Source organism: Candidatus Krumholzibacteriia bacterium, assembly GCA_030748535.1.
Classification (GTDB): Bacteria; Krumholzibacteriota; Krumholzibacteriia; order JACNKJ01; family JACNKJ01; genus JASMLU01.
The window spans coordinates 249,014-268,945 of sequence record JASMLU010000002.1 but is presented as its reverse complement, the minus strand read 5'-3'; the positions used below and the strand labels follow the sequence as shown (position 1 = coordinate 268,945).

Annotated in this window: 15 protein-coding genes and 2 tRNA genes; 11 read left to right on the top strand and 6 right to left on the bottom strand. The window is 58.4% G+C overall.

Translation table 11 applies throughout. The features are described from left to right. Entirely contained in the window at positions 1-1,029 is a 1,029-nt protein-coding gene (locus QGH30_05120; protein MDP7021715.1) for a hypothetical protein, read from the top strand. Here QGH30_05120 and mce read toward each other — a convergent pair. The 5 genes from mce to QGH30_05095 are packed head-to-tail and all read right to left on the bottom strand — an operon-like array spanning position 1,026 to position 6,684. Further along, complete coding sequence (mce, locus tag QGH30_05115) at positions 1,026-1,427, bottom strand: methylmalonyl-CoA epimerase (GenBank protein MDP7021714.1); 402 nt, start codon at positions 1,425-1,427, stop codon at positions 1,026-1,028. The genes QGH30_05120 and mce overlap by 4 nt on opposite strands. After that, the gene (locus tag QGH30_05110; protein ID MDP7021713.1) at positions 1,424-3,076 is read right to left on the bottom strand and encodes a methylmalonyl-CoA mutase family protein; all 1,653 of its coding nucleotides are present in this window, start codon (positions 3,074-3,076) and stop codon (positions 1,424-1,426) included. Before QGH30_05110 ends, mce begins: the two co-directional genes overlap by 4 nt. After that, complete coding sequence (locus tag QGH30_05105; GenBank protein ID MDP7021712.1) at positions 3,073-3,606, bottom strand: biotin/lipoyl-containing protein; 534 nt, start codon at positions 3,604-3,606, stop codon at positions 3,073-3,075. The genes QGH30_05110 and QGH30_05105 overlap by 4 nt, the downstream gene beginning before the upstream one ends. Then, positions 3,603-5,126 carry an acetyl-CoA carboxylase biotin carboxylase subunit gene (accC, locus tag QGH30_05100; protein ID MDP7021711.1) on the bottom strand — a complete coding sequence of 508 codons (1,524 nt, stop codon included), beginning with the start codon at positions 5,124-5,126 and terminating at the stop codon, positions 3,603-3,605. The genes QGH30_05105 and accC overlap by 4 nt, the downstream gene beginning before the upstream one ends. A gap of 7 nt (positions 5,127-5,133) precedes the next feature. Further along, a complete protein-coding gene (locus QGH30_05095) occupies positions 5,134-6,684 on the bottom strand; it encodes an acyl-CoA carboxylase subunit beta (protein MDP7021710.1) in 1,551 nt (516 codons plus the stop codon). 143 nt (positions 6,685-6,827) lie between these two features. On the opposite strand from QGH30_05095, the gene QGH30_05090 reads away from it, so the two are divergent. The 10 genes from QGH30_05090 (at position 6,828) to QGH30_05045 (ending at position 17,005) form a co-directional block, all read left to right on the top strand. Beyond that, a complete protein-coding gene (locus QGH30_05090; GenBank protein MDP7021709.1) occupies positions 6,828-7,610 on the top strand; it encodes an enoyl-CoA hydratase-related protein in 783 nt (260 codons plus the stop codon). Between the two features lie 97 nt (positions 7,611-7,707). Then, positions 7,708-7,789: transfer RNA gene (locus QGH30_05085), tRNA-Leu, on the top strand. 30 nt (positions 7,790-7,819) lie between these two features. Then, positions 7,820-9,187, top strand: a complete 1,368-nt coding sequence (tig, locus tag QGH30_05080; GenBank protein MDP7021708.1) for a trigger factor — start codon at positions 7,820-7,822, stop codon at positions 9,185-9,187. A 13-nt stretch (positions 9,188-9,200) separates the two neighbouring features. Then, positions 9,201-9,809 (top strand): ATP-dependent Clp endopeptidase proteolytic subunit ClpP, encoded by a 609-nt coding sequence (gene clpP / locus QGH30_05075; GenBank protein MDP7021707.1) that lies wholly within the window; start codon positions 9,201-9,203, stop codon positions 9,807-9,809. A 9-nt stretch (positions 9,810-9,818) separates the two neighbouring features. Beyond that, entirely contained in the window at positions 9,819-11,042 is a 1,224-nt protein-coding gene (gene clpX, locus QGH30_05070) for an ATP-dependent Clp protease ATP-binding subunit ClpX (protein ID MDP7021706.1), read from the top strand. A gap of 14 nt (positions 11,043-11,056) precedes the next feature. Next, positions 11,057-13,501, top strand: a complete 2,445-nt coding sequence (gene lon / locus QGH30_05065) for an endopeptidase La (GenBank protein ID MDP7021705.1) — start codon at positions 11,057-11,059, stop codon at positions 13,499-13,501. Beyond that, entirely contained in the window at positions 13,498-14,109 is a 612-nt protein-coding gene (gene yihA / locus QGH30_05060) for a ribosome biogenesis GTP-binding protein YihA/YsxC (GenBank protein MDP7021704.1), read from the top strand. The genes lon and yihA overlap by 4 nt, the downstream gene beginning before the upstream one ends. Before the next feature lie 52 nt (positions 14,110-14,161). Further along, entirely contained in the window at positions 14,162-15,469 is a 1,308-nt protein-coding gene (locus QGH30_05055) for an adenylosuccinate synthase (GenBank protein ID MDP7021703.1), read from the top strand. Between the two features lie 33 nt (positions 15,470-15,502). Then, positions 15,503-15,575, top strand: a tRNA-Lys gene (locus QGH30_05050). A 74-nt stretch (positions 15,576-15,649) separates the two neighbouring features. Continuing rightward, complete coding sequence (locus QGH30_05045) at positions 15,650-17,005, top strand: HD domain-containing protein (GenBank protein MDP7021702.1); 1,356 nt, start codon at positions 15,650-15,652, stop codon at positions 17,003-17,005. A gap of 1 nt (position 17,006) precedes the next feature. Here the strand turns inward: QGH30_05045 and QGH30_05040 are convergent, their stop codons facing one another. Then, the gene (locus QGH30_05040) at positions 17,007-19,841 is read right to left on the bottom strand and encodes a CHAT domain-containing tetratricopeptide repeat protein (GenBank protein ID MDP7021701.1); all 2,835 of its coding nucleotides are present in this window, start codon (positions 19,839-19,841) and stop codon (positions 17,007-17,009) included. Positions 19,842-19,932 lie beyond the last annotated feature (91 nt).

Sequence of the window (19,932 nt, the reverse complement as noted above, 5' to 3'; positions counted from 1 at the left end):
ATGCTGAGGCTCGGCTGCATTCTTGTTCTTCTTCTTGCCGGACTGGCCAGCCCGGACTGGATTGAACTGGATCCCGTGGAGGGCGAAAGCCCGTCTGTAGCTCCCGAGCGCGAAGAGCCGAAGCAGATCGACCTTCCCCGCCGTTTCGTCTGGAAGGGAAAAGTGAGGCAGCTTGCTCCTGTCGGCTTCATCTACCTGGGCGATTACTACCTCATTGATGAACTGGACTCCAGGATGGCCGATCTGGCTTGGGACAGGGCTCTCGAGGAGTGGCCCGCTTCTTCGCAGATTCACCGGAGGAAGGACCTTGCCGGGATCTTTCAGGGAAAGTGGCAGGAAAGTGCCAGCTCCCTGAAACTGGAGCCGGGAAGGAGTCTCGGAAAGGCCCGGCAGCTGGACTGGAATCTGGGTCCCGACCTTCCTCTCGATTCCCGGAATCCAACTGACATTCCCGGACTTCCGACCATCCTCTATCGACTGTCCCTCGAGGCCCTTCGCCAGCAGGACCCCGGGGAAGATGTGGACGCACGGGCTTTTCTGGAGGCGCGCCTGCTCGCGCTGAGCGGCAAGATCCGGGAAGCAAGACAGGTTCTCAAGGATGTGGAAGGGGAGGGGGAGTGGTTCGTGCAATTGGTGAACTTGCGCGGGCAACTCGATGACCTGTCATGGAATCCGGAAAGGGCACTCGCCGAATTCCAGATTCTGGCTGAGATGGGAATCGAGAGCGACTATCTCCGTTCCCGGATTCAGGGACTCAAGAGAGGACTCCGCCCTCTTCCCCGTTCGGAAGGATCAAAAGGGGAAGTCCGGGTTCGCCTTCTGGGAAGAACGAGGGAGGGGCGCTGGGCTCTGGAAGCACCGGATCCGCTTCTGAAGAGTCTGACTTCTGTTCACGAAGCCTCGGGAGCTTCCGTTCCGGCGAGACTCAGTTATCACTCGGAGGAGTACTGGGTTGTTTCCCTGCCACTGGGAAGCAGCAGCGGGGACTGGGAATCGGGAGATGTCCTGACCCTTACCGGTCGGATCTAGCGGTCTTCCACCAACTCGAGAAGCACCCCGTTTACATTCTTCGGATGGAGGAAGCAGACTCGCCGTCCTCCGGCTCCGATTGACGGGGGCGCAATGGGCAGGAGTCCCCGGCCCTTGAGAAACTCCAAAGCCCGGTCCATGTCCTCCACGGCGAAGGCCGCCTGTTGCAGCCCCTCGCCCCGGCGCTCGAGATACTTCGCAATGGGGGAGTTCTCTCCGTGGGGAGCGAGCAATTCGACATGACAGTTTCCCCCGTCGAGCATCAGGACTTCCACGCCCTGCTCTTCGAGTACCTCGCGGTGGAGGAAAGTGAAACCGAGATCTTCCGTCCAGCGGCGTCCGGCTTCTTCCAGATCACGAACGGCAATGCCGAGATGATCGAGTCGACGAAAGATCACAGGATCCCTCCTCCACGATAGGTTCCGAAGATCTCCCGAAGTGCCCCGAAACTCTCCCCCAGAGTCACTCCGGAAGCCAGTGCTTCCTTGAGAGCGGGGAGCAGGTTCTTGTCTCCCCGGGCGGTCTCGCGAAGGTGATCCAGACTGGATTCCACGGCATCCCGATCCCTGTTCTCCCGGAAGCGAGCCAGACCTTCCCGCTGTTCTTTTTCCAGTCCCGGAGACAGTTGGAAAAGAGAGCGGTCTTCCTCTTCTTCTTCGGACTGGTAACGGTTCACACCCACGACCGTCTGCTTTTCTTCCTCGATTTCCCGCTGGGTTCGGAAGGCAGCCTCTCCGATCTTGCGCTTCTGGAAGCCTCTCTCTATTGCCTCGGCCGCACCGCCCATATCCTCGATTTCTTCCAGCAGGCTCCAGGCCTCTTCCTCGAGGTCCCGGGTCCAGCTTTCCAGCAGGTAACTACCTCCCAGAGGATCCACCGTGTCGGCCACGCCACTCTCTTCGGCAATGACCTGCTGGGTGCGAAGAGCCAGTCTCACGGATTCCTCGGTGGGAAGAGCCAGTGCCTCATCGTAACTGTTGGTGTGAAGGCTCTGCGTCCCTCCCAGTACGGCTGCCAGTGCCTGAAGGGTCACGCGGACGGCATTGTTCAGGGGCTGCTGTGCCGTGAGAGTGCTTCCCGCCGTCTGGCAGTGGAAGCGTAGGCGCATGAGTTTTTCGTCCTTTACCCCGAACTTCTCCTTCAGAATTCGAACCCAGAGTTTGCGGGCCGCACGGAACTTCGCGACCTCTTCGAGCAGGTTGTTGTGCACATTGAAAAAGAAGGAGAGGCGGGGAAGGAAGTCTTCGGGCCCGAGCCCGGTTGCTTTGGCAGCGCGGACATATTCCACGGCATTGGCGAAGGTGAAGGCCAGTTCCTGGGGAGCGGTGCTGCCAGCCTCCCGGATATGGTAGCCGCTGATGGAGATGGTGTTCCAGCGTGGTGTGTGTTCAGCGCACCAGGCGAAGGTGTCGGTGACCAGTCGCAGGCTCGGTCCGGGAGGGAAGATGTAGGTTCCGCGGGCGATGTACTCCTTGAGGACATCGTTCTGAATGGTTCCCCGCAGGTTTTGGGAAGCCAGTCCCTTTCCTTCTGCCATGAGAACATACATAAGCATGAGCGCAGAAGCAGGCGAGTTGATGGTCATGGAGGTGGAGACAGCCGAAGGGTCGATGCCTTCAAAGAGACTCTCCATGTTCTCCACAGTAGAGACGGCCACGCCGACCCGGCCAAGCTCTCCATCGGCCAGTTCGTGGTCGGAGTCATAGCCCATCTGCGTGGGAAGGTCGAAGGCGGTAGAAAGTCCGGTCTGTCCCTGTTCGAGAAGGTAGCGAAACCGTTCATTGGTTTCCCGGGCTGAGCCAAAGCCCGCATACTGACGCATGGTCCAGAGCCGGCCCCTGTACTGGTTGGCCTGCACGCCGCGCAGGTAGGGAGCCTCTCCCGGATAACCCAGTTCGCTTTCGGGATCCAGACCCTCGAGTTCTTCCGGGCCGTAGAGGAGCTTTACCTTCCGTCCCGAAGGCGTCTGAAACTCTTCCTTGCGCTCAGGGTTCTTCTCGAGATGGGGGCGGAGACAGCGCTCCTTCCAGTCCTTCTTCCCGCTCATTCTTCCTCCCGGATGACGCGGGCGAGAATAGTGCCGGTCTCGACCATCTGCCCTTCATCCACCAGGTACTCACCCAGGTTTCCCTCGATCTCCGAGGCCAGTTCATTCTGCATTTTCATGGCTTCCAGAACGAGAATCCCTTCGCCCTTTTTCACCGGGTCTCCTTCCTTGAGAAGGCGACGCACCACGATGCCCGGCATGGGAGCCTCCAACTGGAAGTGGTCTCTGTCCTTCCCGGCACTGGCCATTTCCTCGGCGACAGCTTCCAGCTCATCGCGCACGATCACCTGTTTCTGTCCGGCGAGCGCGCCGATGGTGAACCGCCCACGATCCCAGTCTTTTTCCAGAAGGTCAACCATGTAGCTCTTGCCGTCGATGATGAGGGAGAAAATCTCGTCCTTCTCGACAATGATCTCTTCCACATGGTGAAGCTTGCCATCGAGATTGACGGCCCAGCGGTCTCCCTCGGGAGAGACCAGGATCTCTTTCCTCTCGCCGTCGATGGTCAGCAGATAGCGACTTTCCCTCATCCCTGCCTCCTTCTCATCACGGCCTGTCGGCGCGCGGCCTGTTTCCAGCGGCTGCCGGAACTGAACTCGGCCGGGCTGCCAAGATTGAGGCGCCGACTGTGGCGGTCATAGGCCAGGGTGGCGGCAAGCATGGCAACAAAGGGAAGCTCGGGGTCGCAGTCGAGCTTTGAGGAATCGAAATGGCGGTCGATGAAATGCGTGTCGAAATTCGCTTCCGCGTAGTCCTTCTGCTCAAGGAGCCACTGGTGAAAGGGAATGTTCGTTTTCACTCCGCCGATGGAAAACTCACTGAATGCCCGGCGGGCACGCTGGATTACTTCCTCCCGGCTTTCGCCATAGATTACGAGCTTGCTGAGAAGAGGATCGTAGTAGACGGGGATCTCGTACTTCTCATAGATCCCGCTGTCATGGCGAATGCCGGGGCCCACCGGTTCTCTCAGGCGCAGGATCTTTCCGGTCGAGGGCAGAAAGTCCCGGGACGGATCTTCAGCGTAGATCCGGAACTCCATGGCCCAGCCACGGGAAGAGAGATCCGCCTGGGCAAAGGGCAGGGTCTCTCCGCAGGCGATCAGGAACTGCAATTTCACAAGATCGACATTCCAGGTCAGTTCCGTCACCGGGTGTTCCACCTGCAGGCGTGTGTTCATTTCCAGAAAGTAGAACTCGCGGTTTGAGTCGACAATGAACTCCACGGTTCCCGCGCCTTCATACTCGCAGGCCTGGGCCACCCGGATTGCCATCTCGGCCATGTCTGTGCGCATGGAAGCATCGACGATGGGACTCGGGCTCTCCTCGACTACCTTCTGGTGGCGCCTCTGGATGGAGCACTCCCGTTCGCCGAGATGCACGCAGTTTCCGTGGCGATCGGCAAGAACCTGGATTTCCACATGGCGGGGACTGTCGATGTACTTCTCCAGAAAGACCGAGGGGTCGGCGAAGGCTTTTTCCGCTTCCTCGCGCGTATCCCGGAGAGCGGTCTCAAGTTCCTCTTCACTGCGAACCACGCGCATTCCCTTGCCGCCGCCGCCGGACGCAGCCTTGAGCATGACTGGGTAGCCGATTTCCTTTGCAAGCCTCGCTGCTTCCCCTGTTTCGGAGACCGGGCCGTCGCCGCCGGGAATGACGCGAACCCCGGTCTCGATCATCCGCGCTCTTGCCGAAAGCTTGTTGCCCATGGTTTCCATGGCTTCGGGTGAGGGCCCCACAAAGGTCAGACCCTCATCGCGCAGAGCACGGGCGAAGGCGGGATTTTCGGAGAGAAAGCCGTAACCGGGATGAACGGCATCGGCACCGCTCTTGCGGGCGGCCTCGATGATACGCTCGATGTTCAGGTAGCTTTCCGCAGAGGGTGCAGGGCCGATATTCACGGCCTCATCGGCAAAGAAAACATGAGAGGCTTCCCGGTCGGCATCGCTGTAGACGGCCACCGAAGGCACTTCCATCTCACGCAGGGCGCGCATGACGCGCAGGGCGATTTCCCCGCGGTTTGCGACCAGAACTTTCCGGATCTTCGAGGCCATGAGTCTCCTAGAGCGGGATGTTGCCGTGTTTCTTGGGAGGAAGTTCCTGCCTCTTGTTCGCAAGAGAGCGCAGTCCCGCAATCAGTTTCGAGCGTGTCTCTCTGGGCAGGATGACATCATCAATGTACCCCGCTTCGGCGGCCAGGTAGGGGTGGCAGAAGGTTTCATTGTATTCGTCGAGAAGTTCCTGGCGTTTCTCTTCGGAGTTGTCGGACTCCTCGAGTTCCTTGCGATGCAGGATGTTCACCGCACCTTCTGCGCCCATGACGGCCAGTTCCGCCGTCGGCCATGCGTAGTTCAGATCCGCCCGAATGTGTTTGCTGCTCATGACATCGTAGGCGCCTCCGTAGGCCTTGCGTAAAACGACGGTGATTTTCGGCACCGTAGCCTCACAGTAGGCATAGAGAAGTTTCGCACCATGCTTGATGATGCCCCCGAATTCCTGGTCTGTGCCCGGCAGGAAGCCCGGAACATCCTCGAAGGTAATCAGGGGGATGTTGAAGGCATCGCAGAAGCGGACAAAGCGTGCGCCCTTCAGGCTGGCGGCAATGTCCAGTGCTCCGGCGAGATTCTTCGGCTGGTTCCCGACAAGGCCCACGGTCTGCCCGCCCAGTCTTGCGAAGCCCACGACAATGTTCCTTGCGAAATGCTCCTGCACTTCCAGAAAACTGTCCCGGTCCATGACGCGACGCATGACCTCGGAAACATCGTAGGGCTGATTGTTTTCAGCGGGAATGATGCTGTCGAGCGATTCGTCCTCGCGGTCCACCGGGTCACTGCTGTCTTCACGCGGAGGATCGTCGAGATTGTTCTGGGGAAGGTAGCTGAGGAGCTTCTTGGTCAGCAGCAGGGCTTCCTGGTCGTTGGCGGCCATGAAGTGAGCTACGCCGCTTCGGCTGTTGTGCGTTCCCGCGCCACCGAGTTCCTCGAAGCTCACTTCCTCGCCCGTGACCATCTGGATCACCTTTGGCCCGGTCACGAACATGTGACTGCTGCCATCGACCATGACGATGAAGTCCGTGATCGCGGGGCTGTAAACGGCTCCGCCTGCACAGGGTCCCATGACCACACTGATCTGGGGGATGACGCCACTGGAAAGGGTGTTGCGAAGGAAAATGTCTGCGTAGCCGCCCAGACTCTGTACGCCCTCCTGGATTCTGGCTCCTCCGGAGTCATTGAGACCGATTACGGGGGCCCCGTTATCCAGCGCCAGATCCATGAGGCGGCAGATTTTTGCCGCATTGGCCTCGCTCATGGTCCCGCCGAAGACGGTGAAGTCCTGAGCGAAAGCATAGACCAGTCGCCCGGAGACCTGCCCGAATCCGGCGACCACTCCATCGCCGAGAGGGCGTTTATCCCGGATGCCGGGATCCTGGGAGCGATGCCTCACAAAAACGCCCAGTTCCTGAAAACTGCCCTTGTCATAGAAAAGCCGAATGCGTTCCCTGGCGGTGAGACGGCCGGACATGTGGATCTTGTTGATCCGGTCCTGACCCCCGCCCAGTTCCGCTTCCGCCTTCTTTTTTGCCAGAACTTCGAATTTCTCTTCGTGTGGCATGCCCTTCCTTCCCGAAAACGGGGACAATTCCTGTCGCGCAGTCTAATTGCTTTCCTGACAAGCGTCAAGGAGCGGGGATGCTTGACTTCCCATCGAGAATGGGGGAAAGTTCGTCTTTCGACATTTAATGAAGAGGTGGCTTTGTGAGTTGGTCGAACCTGACACTGGAATTCGAAGGCCCGGTGGCCCGTCTGGAGATTTTCCGCCCCAAGGCCCTCAACGCACTCAATTTCGAGACACTGAATGAACTGGATCGTGCTCTCGACGAGATTCGGTCCCGGGAATCCTGTAGTCTTCTCTTCTTGAGAGGAGAGGGGGCGAAGTCCTTCGTCGCCGGGGCGGATATCACTGAACTGGCGAAGCTGGATCGGGAGCAGGGCGTGGAGGTGGCCCGGCGTGGGCAGGCTCTCTTCGACCGCATCGAACTGCTGCCATTTCCCGTGATCGCCCTGGTCAATGGCTTTGCCCTCGGAGGAGGCTGTGAACTGGCCCTGGCCTGTGACCTCCGGATTGCCTCTGAAAATGCCGTATTCGGACTTCCCGAGGTCAAGCTGGGCGTGATTCCCGGCTACGGCGGCACGCAACGCCTGAGCCGCCTTCTGGGCAGTGGGCGGGCGCTGGAGATGATTTTTACCGGTCGCATGGTCCCGGCTCCCGAAGCCCTGTCCATGGGACTGGTCAACCGGGTCGTCCCTGCCGACTCGCTGGAGAAGGCTGGAAAGGAAATGGCAGAGCAGATTCTCGCCAACAGTCCCCGGGCTATTGCTGCAGCCAAGGAGTCGGTTCTGGAAGGACAGCAGGAGAAAATGGGGGAGGCTCTGGAGATCGAGGCCCGCCTTTTCGGGAATCTCTGTGGGGGCGAGGAGATGCAAGAAGGCATGGCGGCCTTCCTGGAGAAAAGAAGACCGGATTTTCCGGGTTCCTGACCATCGAAACGGTTTTCCCGGAAAGCCTTGACCATCTCCCCTTCGGGTCTTTTACTACCTGTAGGGTCGCTCCATTTCTCCTTTCGCAGGATCTCATGCGAGAGTGGTGGAATTGGCAGACACGCGGGATTTAGGATCCCGTGAGGAAACTCGTGGGGGTTCAAATCCCCCCTCTCGCACCTGAATCTCGGTCCAGAAAATGAGGAGCCATGAGCGAAGACAAAACATTGCAGGAACCTCACGCGCACGACCATCCGCCCCTGGTGGAATTGGAGTCGGTCGATGTCAAGGAAACGAAGAACTGGCAGCGGGAGGTGAGCGTCAGCCTTCCTTGCTCTGAATGGGAGAAGGCCCGCAAACAGGCTGCAGTGGAAACCCTGAAGTCTGTCGAGTTGCCCGGTTTCCGCAAGGGCAAGGCTCCGGCAGACCTGGTGGAAAAGCAGTTCGGCCCCCGGATCGATATCGAGGCCGTGGAGTGGCTGCTTCCCCGCGCCTGGCATCAGGCAAGCCATGATCTGGATTTCGTACCGATCAATGATCCGGAGTTTTCCGACATCGATTTTGGAGAGGGCAAGTCCTTCACCTTCAAGGCCACCGTGGAACTTCGACCGGAGATCCAGATCAAGGGCACCAAGGGCATGAAAGTGACCTGGTACAAGGAGAAACTCCCCGAGGATGCCTGCGAGCAGACCCTGACGAATATCCGCGAAGAGCGGGCCGACTTTATCCTCGTCGAGCGGGAAGCCGCTGACGGGGACCGGGTGACAGCCGACTTTCGTCAGATGGATGAGTCCGGCCTTCCCATCGTGGGAACCGAGGTCAAGGACCATGTATTTGAACTGGGCAATCCCATGATCCTCGAGGACTTTTCCAAGGGAATGAGTGGAATGAAGGCAGAGGATGAAAGAAGCTTCCCGGTCAAATATCCCGAGGATTTCGGCAACGAGGAACTGGCAGGAACGACTCGCAGTTTCCACGCCACTCTGCAGCGGGTGGAGGAAAAGAAGCTCCCTGAACTGAACGACGAGTTTGCGAAGGCGCTGGGAGATTTTGAGTCTCTGGAACAGTTGCGGGATCGAATTCAGAAGAACATGGAAATGGAAATCGAGGGCAGAAACCGGGAACGGCTCGATGCTTCTCTGGTTCAATCTGCCCTGGCCAAGAACGATTTTGAGGTCCCGCCTTCCATGATTACCGGCTATGTTGAAGCCATGATCCGCGAACAGGAAAGCAAGGGGCAGGAAATTCCCGAGACAGAGAAGGAAGAAGCTCGGAAAAATCTCCGTTCCGGTGCGGAATTTGCGATCAAACGCTGGTTCCTTCTCGATACGGTCGGGAAACAGGAAGCCCTTTCGGTCAGCGATGAGGAGTACCAGGAACACCTGGGAAAGCTTGCGGAACTGGAAGATAGCGACCTGGAGACCGTGGAGAAGGGAATTGAGAATGCGGGTGCCGAGGGACGGATCCGCGATGACCTGAAGCAGCGCAAGGTCCTTGACTATCTGATGGATCAGGCCAAGGTCAAGGAAGAGGACATTCCGGAGTCGGCCCCGCAGGTCGGTGCCGGAGCATCGTAAGGAGTGAGAGAGCATGGCTTACATGCCGGTACCCATGGTGATCGAGCAGAGCGGGCGCGGGGAACGTGCCTATGACATTTACAGTCGCCTGCTGAAGGATCGCATTATCTTCATCGGATCGCCCATTGACGACAATGTCTCAAATCTGGTGATCGCCCAGTTGCTTTTTCTGGAAGCGGATGATCCGGATCGGGATATTTTCATCTACCTGAACTCACCGGGCGGAAGCATTACTTCCGGCATGGCCATGTTTGACACGATGCAGTACATCAAGCCCGATGTGTCCACGATCTGCATGGGCATGGCGGCGAGCATGGGAGCCTTTCTGCTGGCCGCCGGTCAGAATGGCAAACGCTATGCGCTTCCCAATAGCCGGGTAATGATCCATCAGCCCATGGGAGGGACCCAGGGGCAGGCCACGAATCTCGAGATCTACACGAGAGAGATCCTGAAGACCCGCGACCGCCTCTATGAGATCATGGCAGACCTGACCGGCAAGAGTGCCGAGACCATTGCCGCTGACAGCGATCGGGACTTCTGGATGTCGGCGACTGAGGCTCTTGAGTACGGGCTTGTGGATCGTGTGATCGAAAAGGCTGACACCATCAAGGATGAGGGATAGGTACGACGGATGATCAAGTGCTCTTTTTGTGGCAGGGGACAGGACGAGGTGGCCAAGCTGGTCAGTGGTCCGAATGTCTATATCTGCAACGAATGCATCAAACTCTGTGATGACATTCTCGATGAGGAGATGGAAGTCTCTCCCGCATTTGAGGAGGATTTTCCCAAGCCCCGGGAATTGAAGGAGCAACTCGATCAGTACGTCATCGGCCAGGAGAAGGCCAAGGTGTCGCTGTCTGTGGCCGTCTACAATCACTTCAAGCGGATTTCCCATCTTCAGGAAGCCGATGAGGTGGAGTTGGAGAAGAGCAACATTCTTCTTCTCGGCCCCACGGGAACAGGGAAAACGCTTCTGGCGCGCACTCTGGCAACTCTCCTGAAGGTGCCCTTCGCGATCGTGGATGCTACGACCCTGACCGAGGCCGGCTATGTGGGCGAGGATGTCGAGAACATCCTGGTGCGACTTCTTCAGTCGGCCGACTACAATGTGGCCGATGCGGAACGGGGCATTGTCTATATTGACGAGATCGACAAGATCTCTCGAAAGAGCGACAACCCCTCGATCACGAGAGATGTCTCGGGCGAAGGCGTTCAGCAGGCTCTGCTCAAGATTCTGGAAGGGACGGTTGCCAATGTTCCTCCCCAGGGCGGACGCAAGCATCCGCAGCAGAAGTACATTGAAGTGAACACGAAGAATATCCTCTTCATGGTGGGGGGAGCCTTTGACGGGATTCACGAGATTATTTCCCAGAGGGTCGGCAACAAGACCATGGGTTTCGGTGCGGAGATCAAGAGCCAGAAGGAACGAAATCTGGACAACCTGCTCCTTCAGGTGGAGCCTCAGGACATGTTGCGTTTCGGTCTGATCCCGGAACTCGTGGGCCGTCTTCCCGTGGTTGCGCCGCTTCACGGGCTGGATGAGGCGGCTCTCACCGAGATTCTGGTTCGCCCGAAGAATGCCCTGGTTCGCCAGTATCGGAAACTCTTTGAGATGGAGAACATTCAACTGGAGTTCGACCCCGGTGCAATCCGCGCCGTGGCGTCTCGCGCTCTGGATAGAAACACCGGTGCCCGGGGTCTTCGATCCATCATGGAAGAGACCATGACCGAGCTCATGTATGACACACCGGGCAAGACGGACATTGAGCGTATCGTAATCAGCGAAGAAGTGATTAACGCGGGGGCAAAGCCCCGAATATTCCACCGGGATGAAGATGAGGCCCGTCAGGCCTGATCCCCAAGGAGACCATGCACAAGATTGACTACCAGGACCGGGTCCTTGAGATCGGGGAGGAACTGCCACTTTTGCCCCTTCGGGATGTCGTGGTGTTTCCCTCCATGATTCACCCTCTGCTCGTGGGACGGGCGGCCAGTGTGTCGGCTGTGGAAGCCGCCATGTTGCAGGACCGTCTCTTGCTCGTTGCCATGCAAAAGGACAAGGACATCGACGAGCCGGGTCATGAGGAAATCCATACCATAGGAACCGTCGTGCAGATCACACAACTTCTGCGACTGCCGGACGGAACCATGAAGATCCTCGTGGAGGGTCTCCTGCGCGCGGAGATCAGCAAGTTTGTCGACCATGAGGATCACTTCATGGCGCAGATTCGCCCCATGGAAGACCGGGAAGATCAGGAGAAGGCCCTGAAGGTCGAGGCTCTTATGCGGAGTCTGGAGGACAGTTTCCGCGACTATGTCAGCCTCAACAAGCGTGTTCCCGACGGAGTGCTGATTTCCATTGAGAACCTGGAAAGCCCCTCATTGCTGGCCGATACCATTGCCACTCACATTCCTGACAAGCTGGACATCAAGCAGGGTGTTCTGGAAGAGAACTCACCCGTCGGGCGCATCAAGCTTCTCCTGCAGATGATCACCGAAGAGATGGAGATCCTCAAGCTGGAGCAGGAAATCGAAACCGAGGTAAAGAGCCAGGTTCAGCGTAACCAGCGCGAGTTCTATCTGAACGAACAGCTCAAGGCCATCCGCCGGGAGCTGGGACACGATGATGAGGACGGCGGTGAGCTGGAGGAAATCGCCGGAGCCATCGAAGAGAGCAAGATGACCCGCGAGGCTGAAGAGGCTTCTCTCCGCGAGCTGGATCGTCTCTCCAAGATGCCTCCCATGAGCCCGGAGGCTTCGGTCATCCGTACCTATCTGGAGACCATGATTTCTCTTCCCTGGGGCAAGCGCAGCCGGGATCGTCTGGAGCTTGTCAAGGTCAAGGGGAAACTCGACGAGGATCACCACGGGCTTGAAAAGGTGAAGGACCGGATTCTCGAGTTCCTCGCCGTGATGAAGCTGACCCGCAAGGGCAAGAAAGTTTCACGCATGAAAGGGCCGATCCTCTGTTTCGTGGGCCCTCCGGGAGTGGGGAAAACCAGCCTGGGTCGCTCGATTGCTGATTCCATGGGTCGAAGCTTCCATCGGATCAGCCTCGGTGGCGTAAGAGATGAGGCTGAGATTCGCGGGCATCGCAGAACCTATATCGGTTCCATGCCCGGGCGCATTGTGCAGGCTCTCAAGCGGACCGGAACCCGCAATCCCGTCATTCTACTCGATGAGGTGGACAAGCTGGGTATGGACTTCCGCGGCGATCCGACCAGCGCATTGCTGGAAGTTCTCGACCCCGAGCAGAACAACACCTTCAGCGATCACTATCTGGAAGTGCCCTTCGATCTTTCCGAGGTCTTCTTCATCACGACGGCAAATAACCTGCATGCCATTCCTCCGGCCCTTCAGGATCGCCTGGAGATCATCCGGATCCCGGGCTACCTGCAGGACGAGAAGAAGGCCATCGCCAAGGGCTTCCTGATTCCCAAACAGTTGGAAGCTCACGGGCTGAAGGAAGGTCAACTGAAGCTGTCCGATGCGGTTCTGGATCGCGTGATCAGCGAATACACCCGGGAGTCTGGCGTTCGTAATCTGGAAAGGGAACTGGCGGCGCTCTGCCGCAAGACGGCCCGTCAGGTGGTGGAGAAAAGCGCAAAAGCGGTCTCGGTTACATCCAAAAAGCTGGAAGAGCTTCTCGGGCCGCCCCGCTTCCTGAGCAAGGAAATGGAAGAGGGCCATGAGATCGGACAGGCAACCGGCCTGGCCTGGACCCATGTGGGTGGCGAGACCCTGAACATTGAAGTGCAACTGATTCCCGGAAAGGGCGAACTGATCCTCACCGGACAGCTCGGCGATGTCATGAAGGAAAGTGCCAAGGCGGCGCAGACCATCGTGCGTTCCCGTGCCAGCGAGTGGGGACTGTCCCAGGACTGCTTCAGTTCGCATGACCTTCACATTCATGTGCCCGAAGGCGCTGTCCCGAAGGATGGCCCGAGTGCGGGCGTGGCCCTGACGACGGCTCTTGTCAGTGCGCTGACGGAGATTCCCGTTCACCACACCGTGGCCATGACAGGAGAGATCACCCTGCGTGGCAAGGTGCTGGCCGTGGGAGGGCTTCCCGAAAAGACGGTCGCGGCACAGAGACTGGGAATCCAGACCGTGATTCTGCCCAAGCAAAACGAGAAGGATCTCCCCGATCTTCCCGACACGGTGAAGAAGTCGCTGAACCTGGTCTTCGTTTCCACGATCGAGGAAGTTCTTGAACACGCCCTGCTCAAGATGCCCGGAAAGGCGAAGGCTTCCCGGAAGAAGACAGCGAAGCGGGGGACGGGACGGAACCGTCCTTCTCCTTCGGTCTCATGAGTGGCTGGAAGAATATCGACTTTGTGACCAGTGCATCCGAGCTCAGAGGCTGCCCGAAGCAGCCCTGGCCCGAGGTTGCTTTTTCCGGACGATCCAATGTTGGCAAGAGCAGCCTGATCAACACGATCGCTTCCCGCCGGGCTTTGGCGAAGGTCAGCGGCAAACCCGGGAAGACCCGTCTTCTGAACTTCTTTCTCCTTGGCGGCAACCGTCATCTGGTGGATCTGCCGGGCTACGGGTATGCGGCCGTGAGCAAGAGCCTGAAAGAGGAGTGGTCCGGCTTTGTCAGCAACTACCTTCAGAATCGGGAGCAGTTGGCAGGGGTGGTTCAGTTGATTGATTCACGGCACCCGCCCACGAAGCTGGACATACAGATGGTGGAGTGGCTGAGAGAGGCCGAAATCCCCGTGCTTCTCGTGCTGACGAAGGTGGACAAGATCAAGCGCGGGCAGCGTGCGAAGACCCTGTCCTCCGTGCGCAAGGCCCTTGGAATGGAGAGCGCAGAGCAGAGCATGTTCTTTTCCTCGGAGACGGGGGAAGGCAAGCCGGAACTGCGCTTGCAGGTGGATTCGATTCTCTCCGGCTGGAGATCGCTTTCCAGCCCTTGACGGCGTTTTCTTCGCCCTCTATCTTGGGGCGGCTTTCTCAGGGGGCAATCCAATGACAGAGAATCGCGGAAGCGCAACGGTAGTGCTCGGTGGACAGTGGGGCGACGAGGGCAAGGGCAAGATCGTGGACTATCTTGCCGAGACTCACGATGTCATCGTCCGCTATCAGGGTGGGGCGAATGCGGGGCACACGATCCGCACCGAGGGACAGGAGTACATCTTTCACCTGGTTCCTTCCGGCGTCCTGATGGAAGGCAAGGACTGTCTTCTCGGCGGCGGGCTGGTCATCGATCCCCTGGAGTTGATGGGCGAACTGGAAGCCCTTCGGCAGCGGGGAGTGTCGAGCGAGGGCCGGGTATTTGTCAGTTCTTCCGCCCACATGCTTCTTCCCTATCACAAACTGCTCGACCGTCTTCATGAGGAATCCCTCAAGGGAAAGAGCATTGGCACCACGGGTCGCGGTATCGGTCCGGCCTATACGGAAAAGGCCGCTCGCACGGGACTTCGCGGCGAGATGTTTCTTCTCGATGATGAACGATTTGAAAGAAGCATTATCGAGAAGTGCATCGAGATCAACCGGCGTGTAGATGCACTCTATGGTGCCGAAGGGTTGAATCCCAAGGAAACGGCAGAGAAGCTTCTGGCCATCAAACCCCAGATGGCGGACATGATCGTGGACTCACACCGTCTTTTGCAGGATGCCCTGGCTGCGGGCAAGAAGGTTCTGCTTGAAGGTGCTCAGGGTGCCTTGCTGGATCTGGATCATGGAACCTATCCCTTCGTGACAAGCAGCAACCCCACAGTAGGGGGAGCGATCATCGGTAGCGGCATCGCGCCCCGGCATCTGGAAAATGTGATCGGGATTTTCAAGGCCTATTGCACACGCGTCGGCAACGGCCCTTTCCCCAGCGAGCTGCTTGACGAGACCGGCGAGGAGCTTCGCTCGGTAGGAAGCGAGTTTGGAGCAACCACGGGCCGCCCGCGACGCTGTGGATGGTTCGACATGGTGGCCGCTCGCTACTCGGCAGAACTCAATGGCGTGACCCAGTTGGTCGTCACCAAGTTCGATATCCTGAGTGCCATGGACAAGATCTATGTTTGCACGGCTTACCGGGTGGGGGATGAAGTGATCGAACACTACCCTCGCGATCCGGCGACTCTTGAGATGTGTGAGCCCGTTCTGGAGGAATTTGAAGGCTGGGACGAGGTGCTCACCGAGATGCGAAACTGGGAGGAGATTCCCGATGCAGCTCGCACGTATCTGGATTTTCTGTCGAAGGGCCTCGATGCGCCTCTGCTCTATGTGAGCGTGGGGCCGGACCGGAAGCAGATCATTCCTGTACCCCGGTCGGGTGCTTGACAATCCATTCTCGCGTCTTACCTTGGACGCGCTGACCCGCTAGCTCAGTTGGTAGAGCATCTGACTTTTAATCAGGTGGTCGATGGTTCGAGTCCATCGCGGGTCACCTTGAAGAGCCCTTGCTGCACTTTGCAGTGAGGGCTGCCTCTTCCCATTTCCTCCCTGATCCACTACAATGGCATGCCAGAAAGAGGAACCCATGCTGCTACTTTTTGCCGGCATTCCTTTGACCCTGACAGGCCTGACCTACATCCCGGTCTGTCTGGCTCTCTTTGTCCTCTCCTTTTTGCTGCAACAGAGAGTGCTTCGCAGATCCCGAATGCGCTTCCCTATTCCATCGGCTTCCTTTTCTTTGCCCTGGTTTCCCTTACGGGGGTTCTGGCCGGAACGTTTTACTCCGGTACGCCCGCGGGGATTGAAGGGATGCTGGTTCTCAGTTCCTTCCTGCTGACCTTCGGCAATGCCAGCTTTGCCTATGCATTCTTCCGTTCCCGCCTTCCCCGTTTCTCGCCCTGGACAGGCTTCGCCCTGCTCGCAGTTCTCGGCACGGCGGTGTCCTTCTGGACCATCTGGACACCGGTTCACCCTTCGGTCGATTCTCATGGAGGAATCTACTGGGGGCTTCCTTTCAAGCTCTCTGCCTTGAGGGGCGCAATCTACTTTCTCGGCATTGGCCCCCTGATTCCTGTGGAATGGTCCCGATTCCGCTGCGCCCAACATCGTCTGGAGAGATCGAGCAGCCTCGGTTTCTTCCTGATCTTTGCCACAGTGCTGGCGATCGTGGCGATTGACTTCTACTACGAACCTCTGTCCGGTGCACCGGCCCTGATGAGTGAAGTCACGATCCTTCTGGCCACGGTCCTCAGTATCATTCTCTATGCAGCAGTGAACTTCGGGGTATTGCGAAACAGTGAGCGCCGGCAAAGGGAGCTGTCCAGCGCACTGAAACGAAGTCTGGAAGACACGATCCAAAGCCTCAGTGCCGCCCTTGAGTCGCGGGACCAATACACTTCCGGTCATCAGGAAAGGGTGGCGCGACTTTCGGGGGCCATTGCCCGTGAACTGGGGATGGGGGAATCGCAGATCGACGCAGTTAGCAATGCGGCGATCCTTCATGACATCGGCAAGATCAAGGTGCCTCTGGAGTACCTCACATCGCCCGCCCGCCTGAACAAGGAACAGTTTGCCATCATTCAAAACCACGTGATGGCAGGCTATGAAATCCTGCGGGGAATCGAGTTTCCCTGGCCCCTGGCCCGAATCGTAAAAGAGCATCACGAGAGAATTGACGGCAGCGGCTATCCCGAGGGCCTGCTCGCCGAGGAAACTCTCCCCGAATCGAGGGTCCTCAGTGTGGCCGATGTGGTGGAGGCGATTTCCTCCGATCGTCCCTACCGCCCCGCTCTTGGCCTTGAGCCGGCGCTGGAGGAGATCGAGAAGAATCGTGGGATTCTCTATGATCCGGAAGTGGTGGATGCCTGCCTTCGTCTCTTTCGGGAGAAAGGCTTCTCTCTGGACATCAAAGCCGGGGACTGAGCTAGCGCGCACTTCCCATAGCGACAAATCCGGCCCAATGGAAGGGATGGGTGTCGAGTCCCCGTTTCCTTCGATCCTCCAGGATCGCCTTTCTTGTCCGGTGAACGCAGTCTGCCGTGTTCATCCCTTCAGATTCCATGCGATAGAGCTCTGCCATCCAGAGGGAGGTGTCCCGGTCGGGAACCGGCCAGAGGCTGAAGATCACGGTTTCGCTTCCCGCAAGTTGAAAGGCACGGCTGAGACTCAGCATGCCCTCTTCCCTGTCGAGCCTCCCGAGCCCGGTCTCACAGGCGGACAAGACGGTCCAGCGAAGTCCCTGAAGATCCAGCCCCGCGATTTCCTCGGCACTCAGGAGTCCGTCTTCCTCTCCCACGGCAGCCCGGTTCGCCCCGGCCAGAGCGATACCGCAACGCAGTAGGGGACTCTCATCAAAGGTTCTTCCCTCTACCTCTTCTTCCGAGAGGAAGTAGGCGTGGCTGGCCAGGTGGAGCATCCTTCGACCCGGAGCAAGTGCCTTCAGCGCTGCTTCCCCCGCTTCCTGTTTGCTCAGGACAATATCTTCGGATGCAAGCGGCAGGGAGGAAAGTTCCCGGGCCGTCCCCGGGAGTGCAGTAAAGGAGCCCAGAAGTCCGCCTGACGGTTCCCCGTATTCCGGATTCCCGAGAGCCAGCATCCCCGTGCCGGGCAATGCGGCCACTCGCAGGAGATCCCTTTCACAGGACAGCCGGTGAAGGGCCATTTCCTCATCGGCCAGATAGCCTGAGGAGCCAATCGGCAGGGAAGCGAAACTGAGAAGCGACAGCGGGCCATCGGGAACAACAAAGAGGGTAGTCAGGCCTACCAGCTCAGGAGCCAGAGGATCCCAGACATTCACTCTGAGGGCTTCTGCGCTTTCACGATAACGGGACTCGCGAATTCGGGGTGGAGGAAAGAGCTTTCTGGCTGCACGAATCCCGCCCTGCCAGACCTCAATCAGCGAATCCCGGGGAGCAGAGGGCCCGAGAGGAATGACACCGAGTGCTTCCCGGTCCTTGCGCATGACAAGCGCCAGGTCGCAGGAGAGCTCATCGGGATAGCGGGAGTAGCGGAAGAAGGCCAGGAGAGCGGATCCCTCAGGCAGTGCTTTTCGAAGGGCCGCAAGGTTCGCAGTTCTGAGATCGACCTGTTCCCGATAGGCTTCGCTCTTGTCGGCCAGGGCCAGTTCCGCTTTCTGTTTTTCCTGCCTTGCCTCCTCCAGTCTCTGCTGGCGAAGCTCCTCAGGGATTTCAAGATCCTCCAGTGCGAAGCGGGCCAGATCGCTGCGCCTTCGATCCAGTTCCTCCTGAAGGGGAAGAAGGGAGGGATCCGGTGGAGGAGACTGACGGATCAGCATCTCGTCAAGGACCCGGGCCCGGGAACGGAGAAGGGCATTCCAGGCTTCTTCCAGGGAGGCGGGATCCGGTTTCGTTTCCAGAATGGAAAGCAGCAGGTTCCGGCTTCCCGGTCGACGGCCCGCATAACTTCGGGCCTGATGCTCGGGGAGAGCTTGCACCATGAGAACCCGGTGTTGCAGGCTCATTTCCTCGGCAGTCAAGGCGGTCTGGAATGCCTCTTCCCTCTTGCCGGAAGTCAGGTGAATGCGGGACAGCAGTTCGCGCATGGTATTCGTGCGAGGATGGATGTTTCCCAGCCTCCGGACGCTGGAAGCGAGGCCCTCTTCGGCAAGACTCCCGGCGTGTTCAAGTTCTCCCTGCTCCAGCAGAACTTCCGCAAGGTTCAGGCGACAATGCGCGGTGGCCGGATGCTCCTGTCCGAAGGTCTCCTGATGCTGCTGGAGAAGTTCCTCCAGTTCATCCCTGGCTTCTTCAAGCCTCCCCAGTTGCCAGAGACAGGCGGCGCAGTTGTTCCTTGTGCTGAGAACGGAACGGTGCAGGGGATCCCGGGACTTTAGGTAGGTGTTCAGTCCTGCTTCATAGTACTCCAGAGCCTGCTGGAACTGTTCCTCACTCCAGGCCAGATCCCCGAGTGCGGTCTGGGCCCAGGCTCTCTGGGGATGCTCGGGCATGATCTCCGCATAGATCGCTTCTGCTTCCAGAATGTGTTCCCGGGCCGCCCGGAGATCCCGGATCTTGATCAGGAAGCGTCCCAGGTTCTTCAGCCCGCGAGCCAGGGAACGATTGGGCTTGTCCGAGAAACTGCGCTTCAGGGAGAGGCTTTTTTCATAAGCCCGACGGGCCTTCTTCATTCGCCCGGCCTTGACGCAGGCATTGGCCTGATTGTCGAGGATCGTGGCGATGTGATTCAGGGGAGGATTTTCCTGTTCCTCCAGAATGGAAAGAGCCTCTTCGAAAATGGAGACGGACTTCGGGTAGTGACCGATGGCCATCTCAATGTTGGCAAGCCCGTTGAGCGTGTAGGCAACTTTTGGGTGCGTGTTTCCCAAATGGCGTTTGCGAATTCCCAGCCCCTGGAGAGTGGGGGCGATGGCGGCCTCTTCTTCTCCTGCTTCATAGAGGAAGTTCCCATAGCGGTTCAGTTCCCGGGCCAGGAGAAGGGAGTCCCCGGAAGCGAATATCTTCCGCAGACCAAGGGCTTGCTCGTAGCTGGGGCGCGCTTTCTTGAAGTCTCCTGCTCGCTTGTACACCAGAGCCAGATTGACCAGGCATTCCGCACGATCAGGGCTGTCCGGGCGAGCCTGATCACGCTGGAGCCAGTCCTGAAGAAGAGCCTCTGCCTCGTCCAGTCTTTCGGAAGCGAAGAACTCCCGCAAGTCCTTGATGTCTGGTGGAGGACCGGGATCTTCCCTAGCATGTGCGGGCAGGACAAGAAGGAGAATGAGAAACAAGAGAACTGTCAAGAAGCCTCCTTTGATGCGAGCCTAGTCAAATCCTGGCAAGGGTTCAAGCGGCTTCATGCTTCCTCACAGTTCCCCACAGTTTTGCTTTGTT

Coding starts and splice junctions, on each gene's coding strand:
- QGH30_05120 (MDP7021715.1), top strand. CDS start 1: ATGCTGAGGCTCGGCTGCATTCTTGTTCTTCTTCTTGCCGGACTGGCC.
- clpP (MDP7021707.1), top strand. CDS start 9,201: ATGGCTTACATGCCGGTACCCATGGTGATCGAGCAGAGCGGGCGCGGG.
- QGH30_05055 (MDP7021703.1), top strand. CDS start 14,162: ATGACAGAGAATCGCGGAAGCGCAACGGTAGTGCTCGGTGGACAGTGG.
- tig (MDP7021708.1), top strand. CDS start 7,820: ATGAGCGAAGACAAAACATTGCAGGAACCTCACGCGCACGACCATCCG.
- QGH30_05110 (MDP7021713.1), bottom strand. CDS start 3,076: ATGAGCGGGAAGAAGGACTGGAAGGAGCGCTGTCTCCGCCCCCATCTC.
- QGH30_05095 (MDP7021710.1), bottom strand. CDS start 6,684: ATGCCACACGAAGAGAAATTCGAAGTTCTGGCAAAAAAGAAGGCGGAA.
- yihA (MDP7021704.1), top strand. CDS start 13,498: ATGAGTGGCTGGAAGAATATCGACTTTGTGACCAGTGCATCCGAGCTC.
- QGH30_05045 (MDP7021702.1), top strand. CDS start 15,650: ATGCCAGAAAGAGGAACCCATGCTGCTACTTTTTGCCGGCATTCCTTT.
- clpX (MDP7021706.1), top strand. CDS start 9,819: ATGATCAAGTGCTCTTTTTGTGGCAGGGGACAGGACGAGGTGGCCAAG.
- QGH30_05105 (MDP7021712.1), bottom strand. CDS start 3,606: ATGAGGGAAAGTCGCTATCTGCTGACCATCGACGGCGAGAGGAAAGAG.
- accC (MDP7021711.1), bottom strand. CDS start 5,126: ATGGCCTCGAAGATCCGGAAAGTTCTGGTCGCAAACCGCGGGGAAATC.
- lon (MDP7021705.1), top strand. CDS start 11,057: ATGCACAAGATTGACTACCAGGACCGGGTCCTTGAGATCGGGGAGGAA.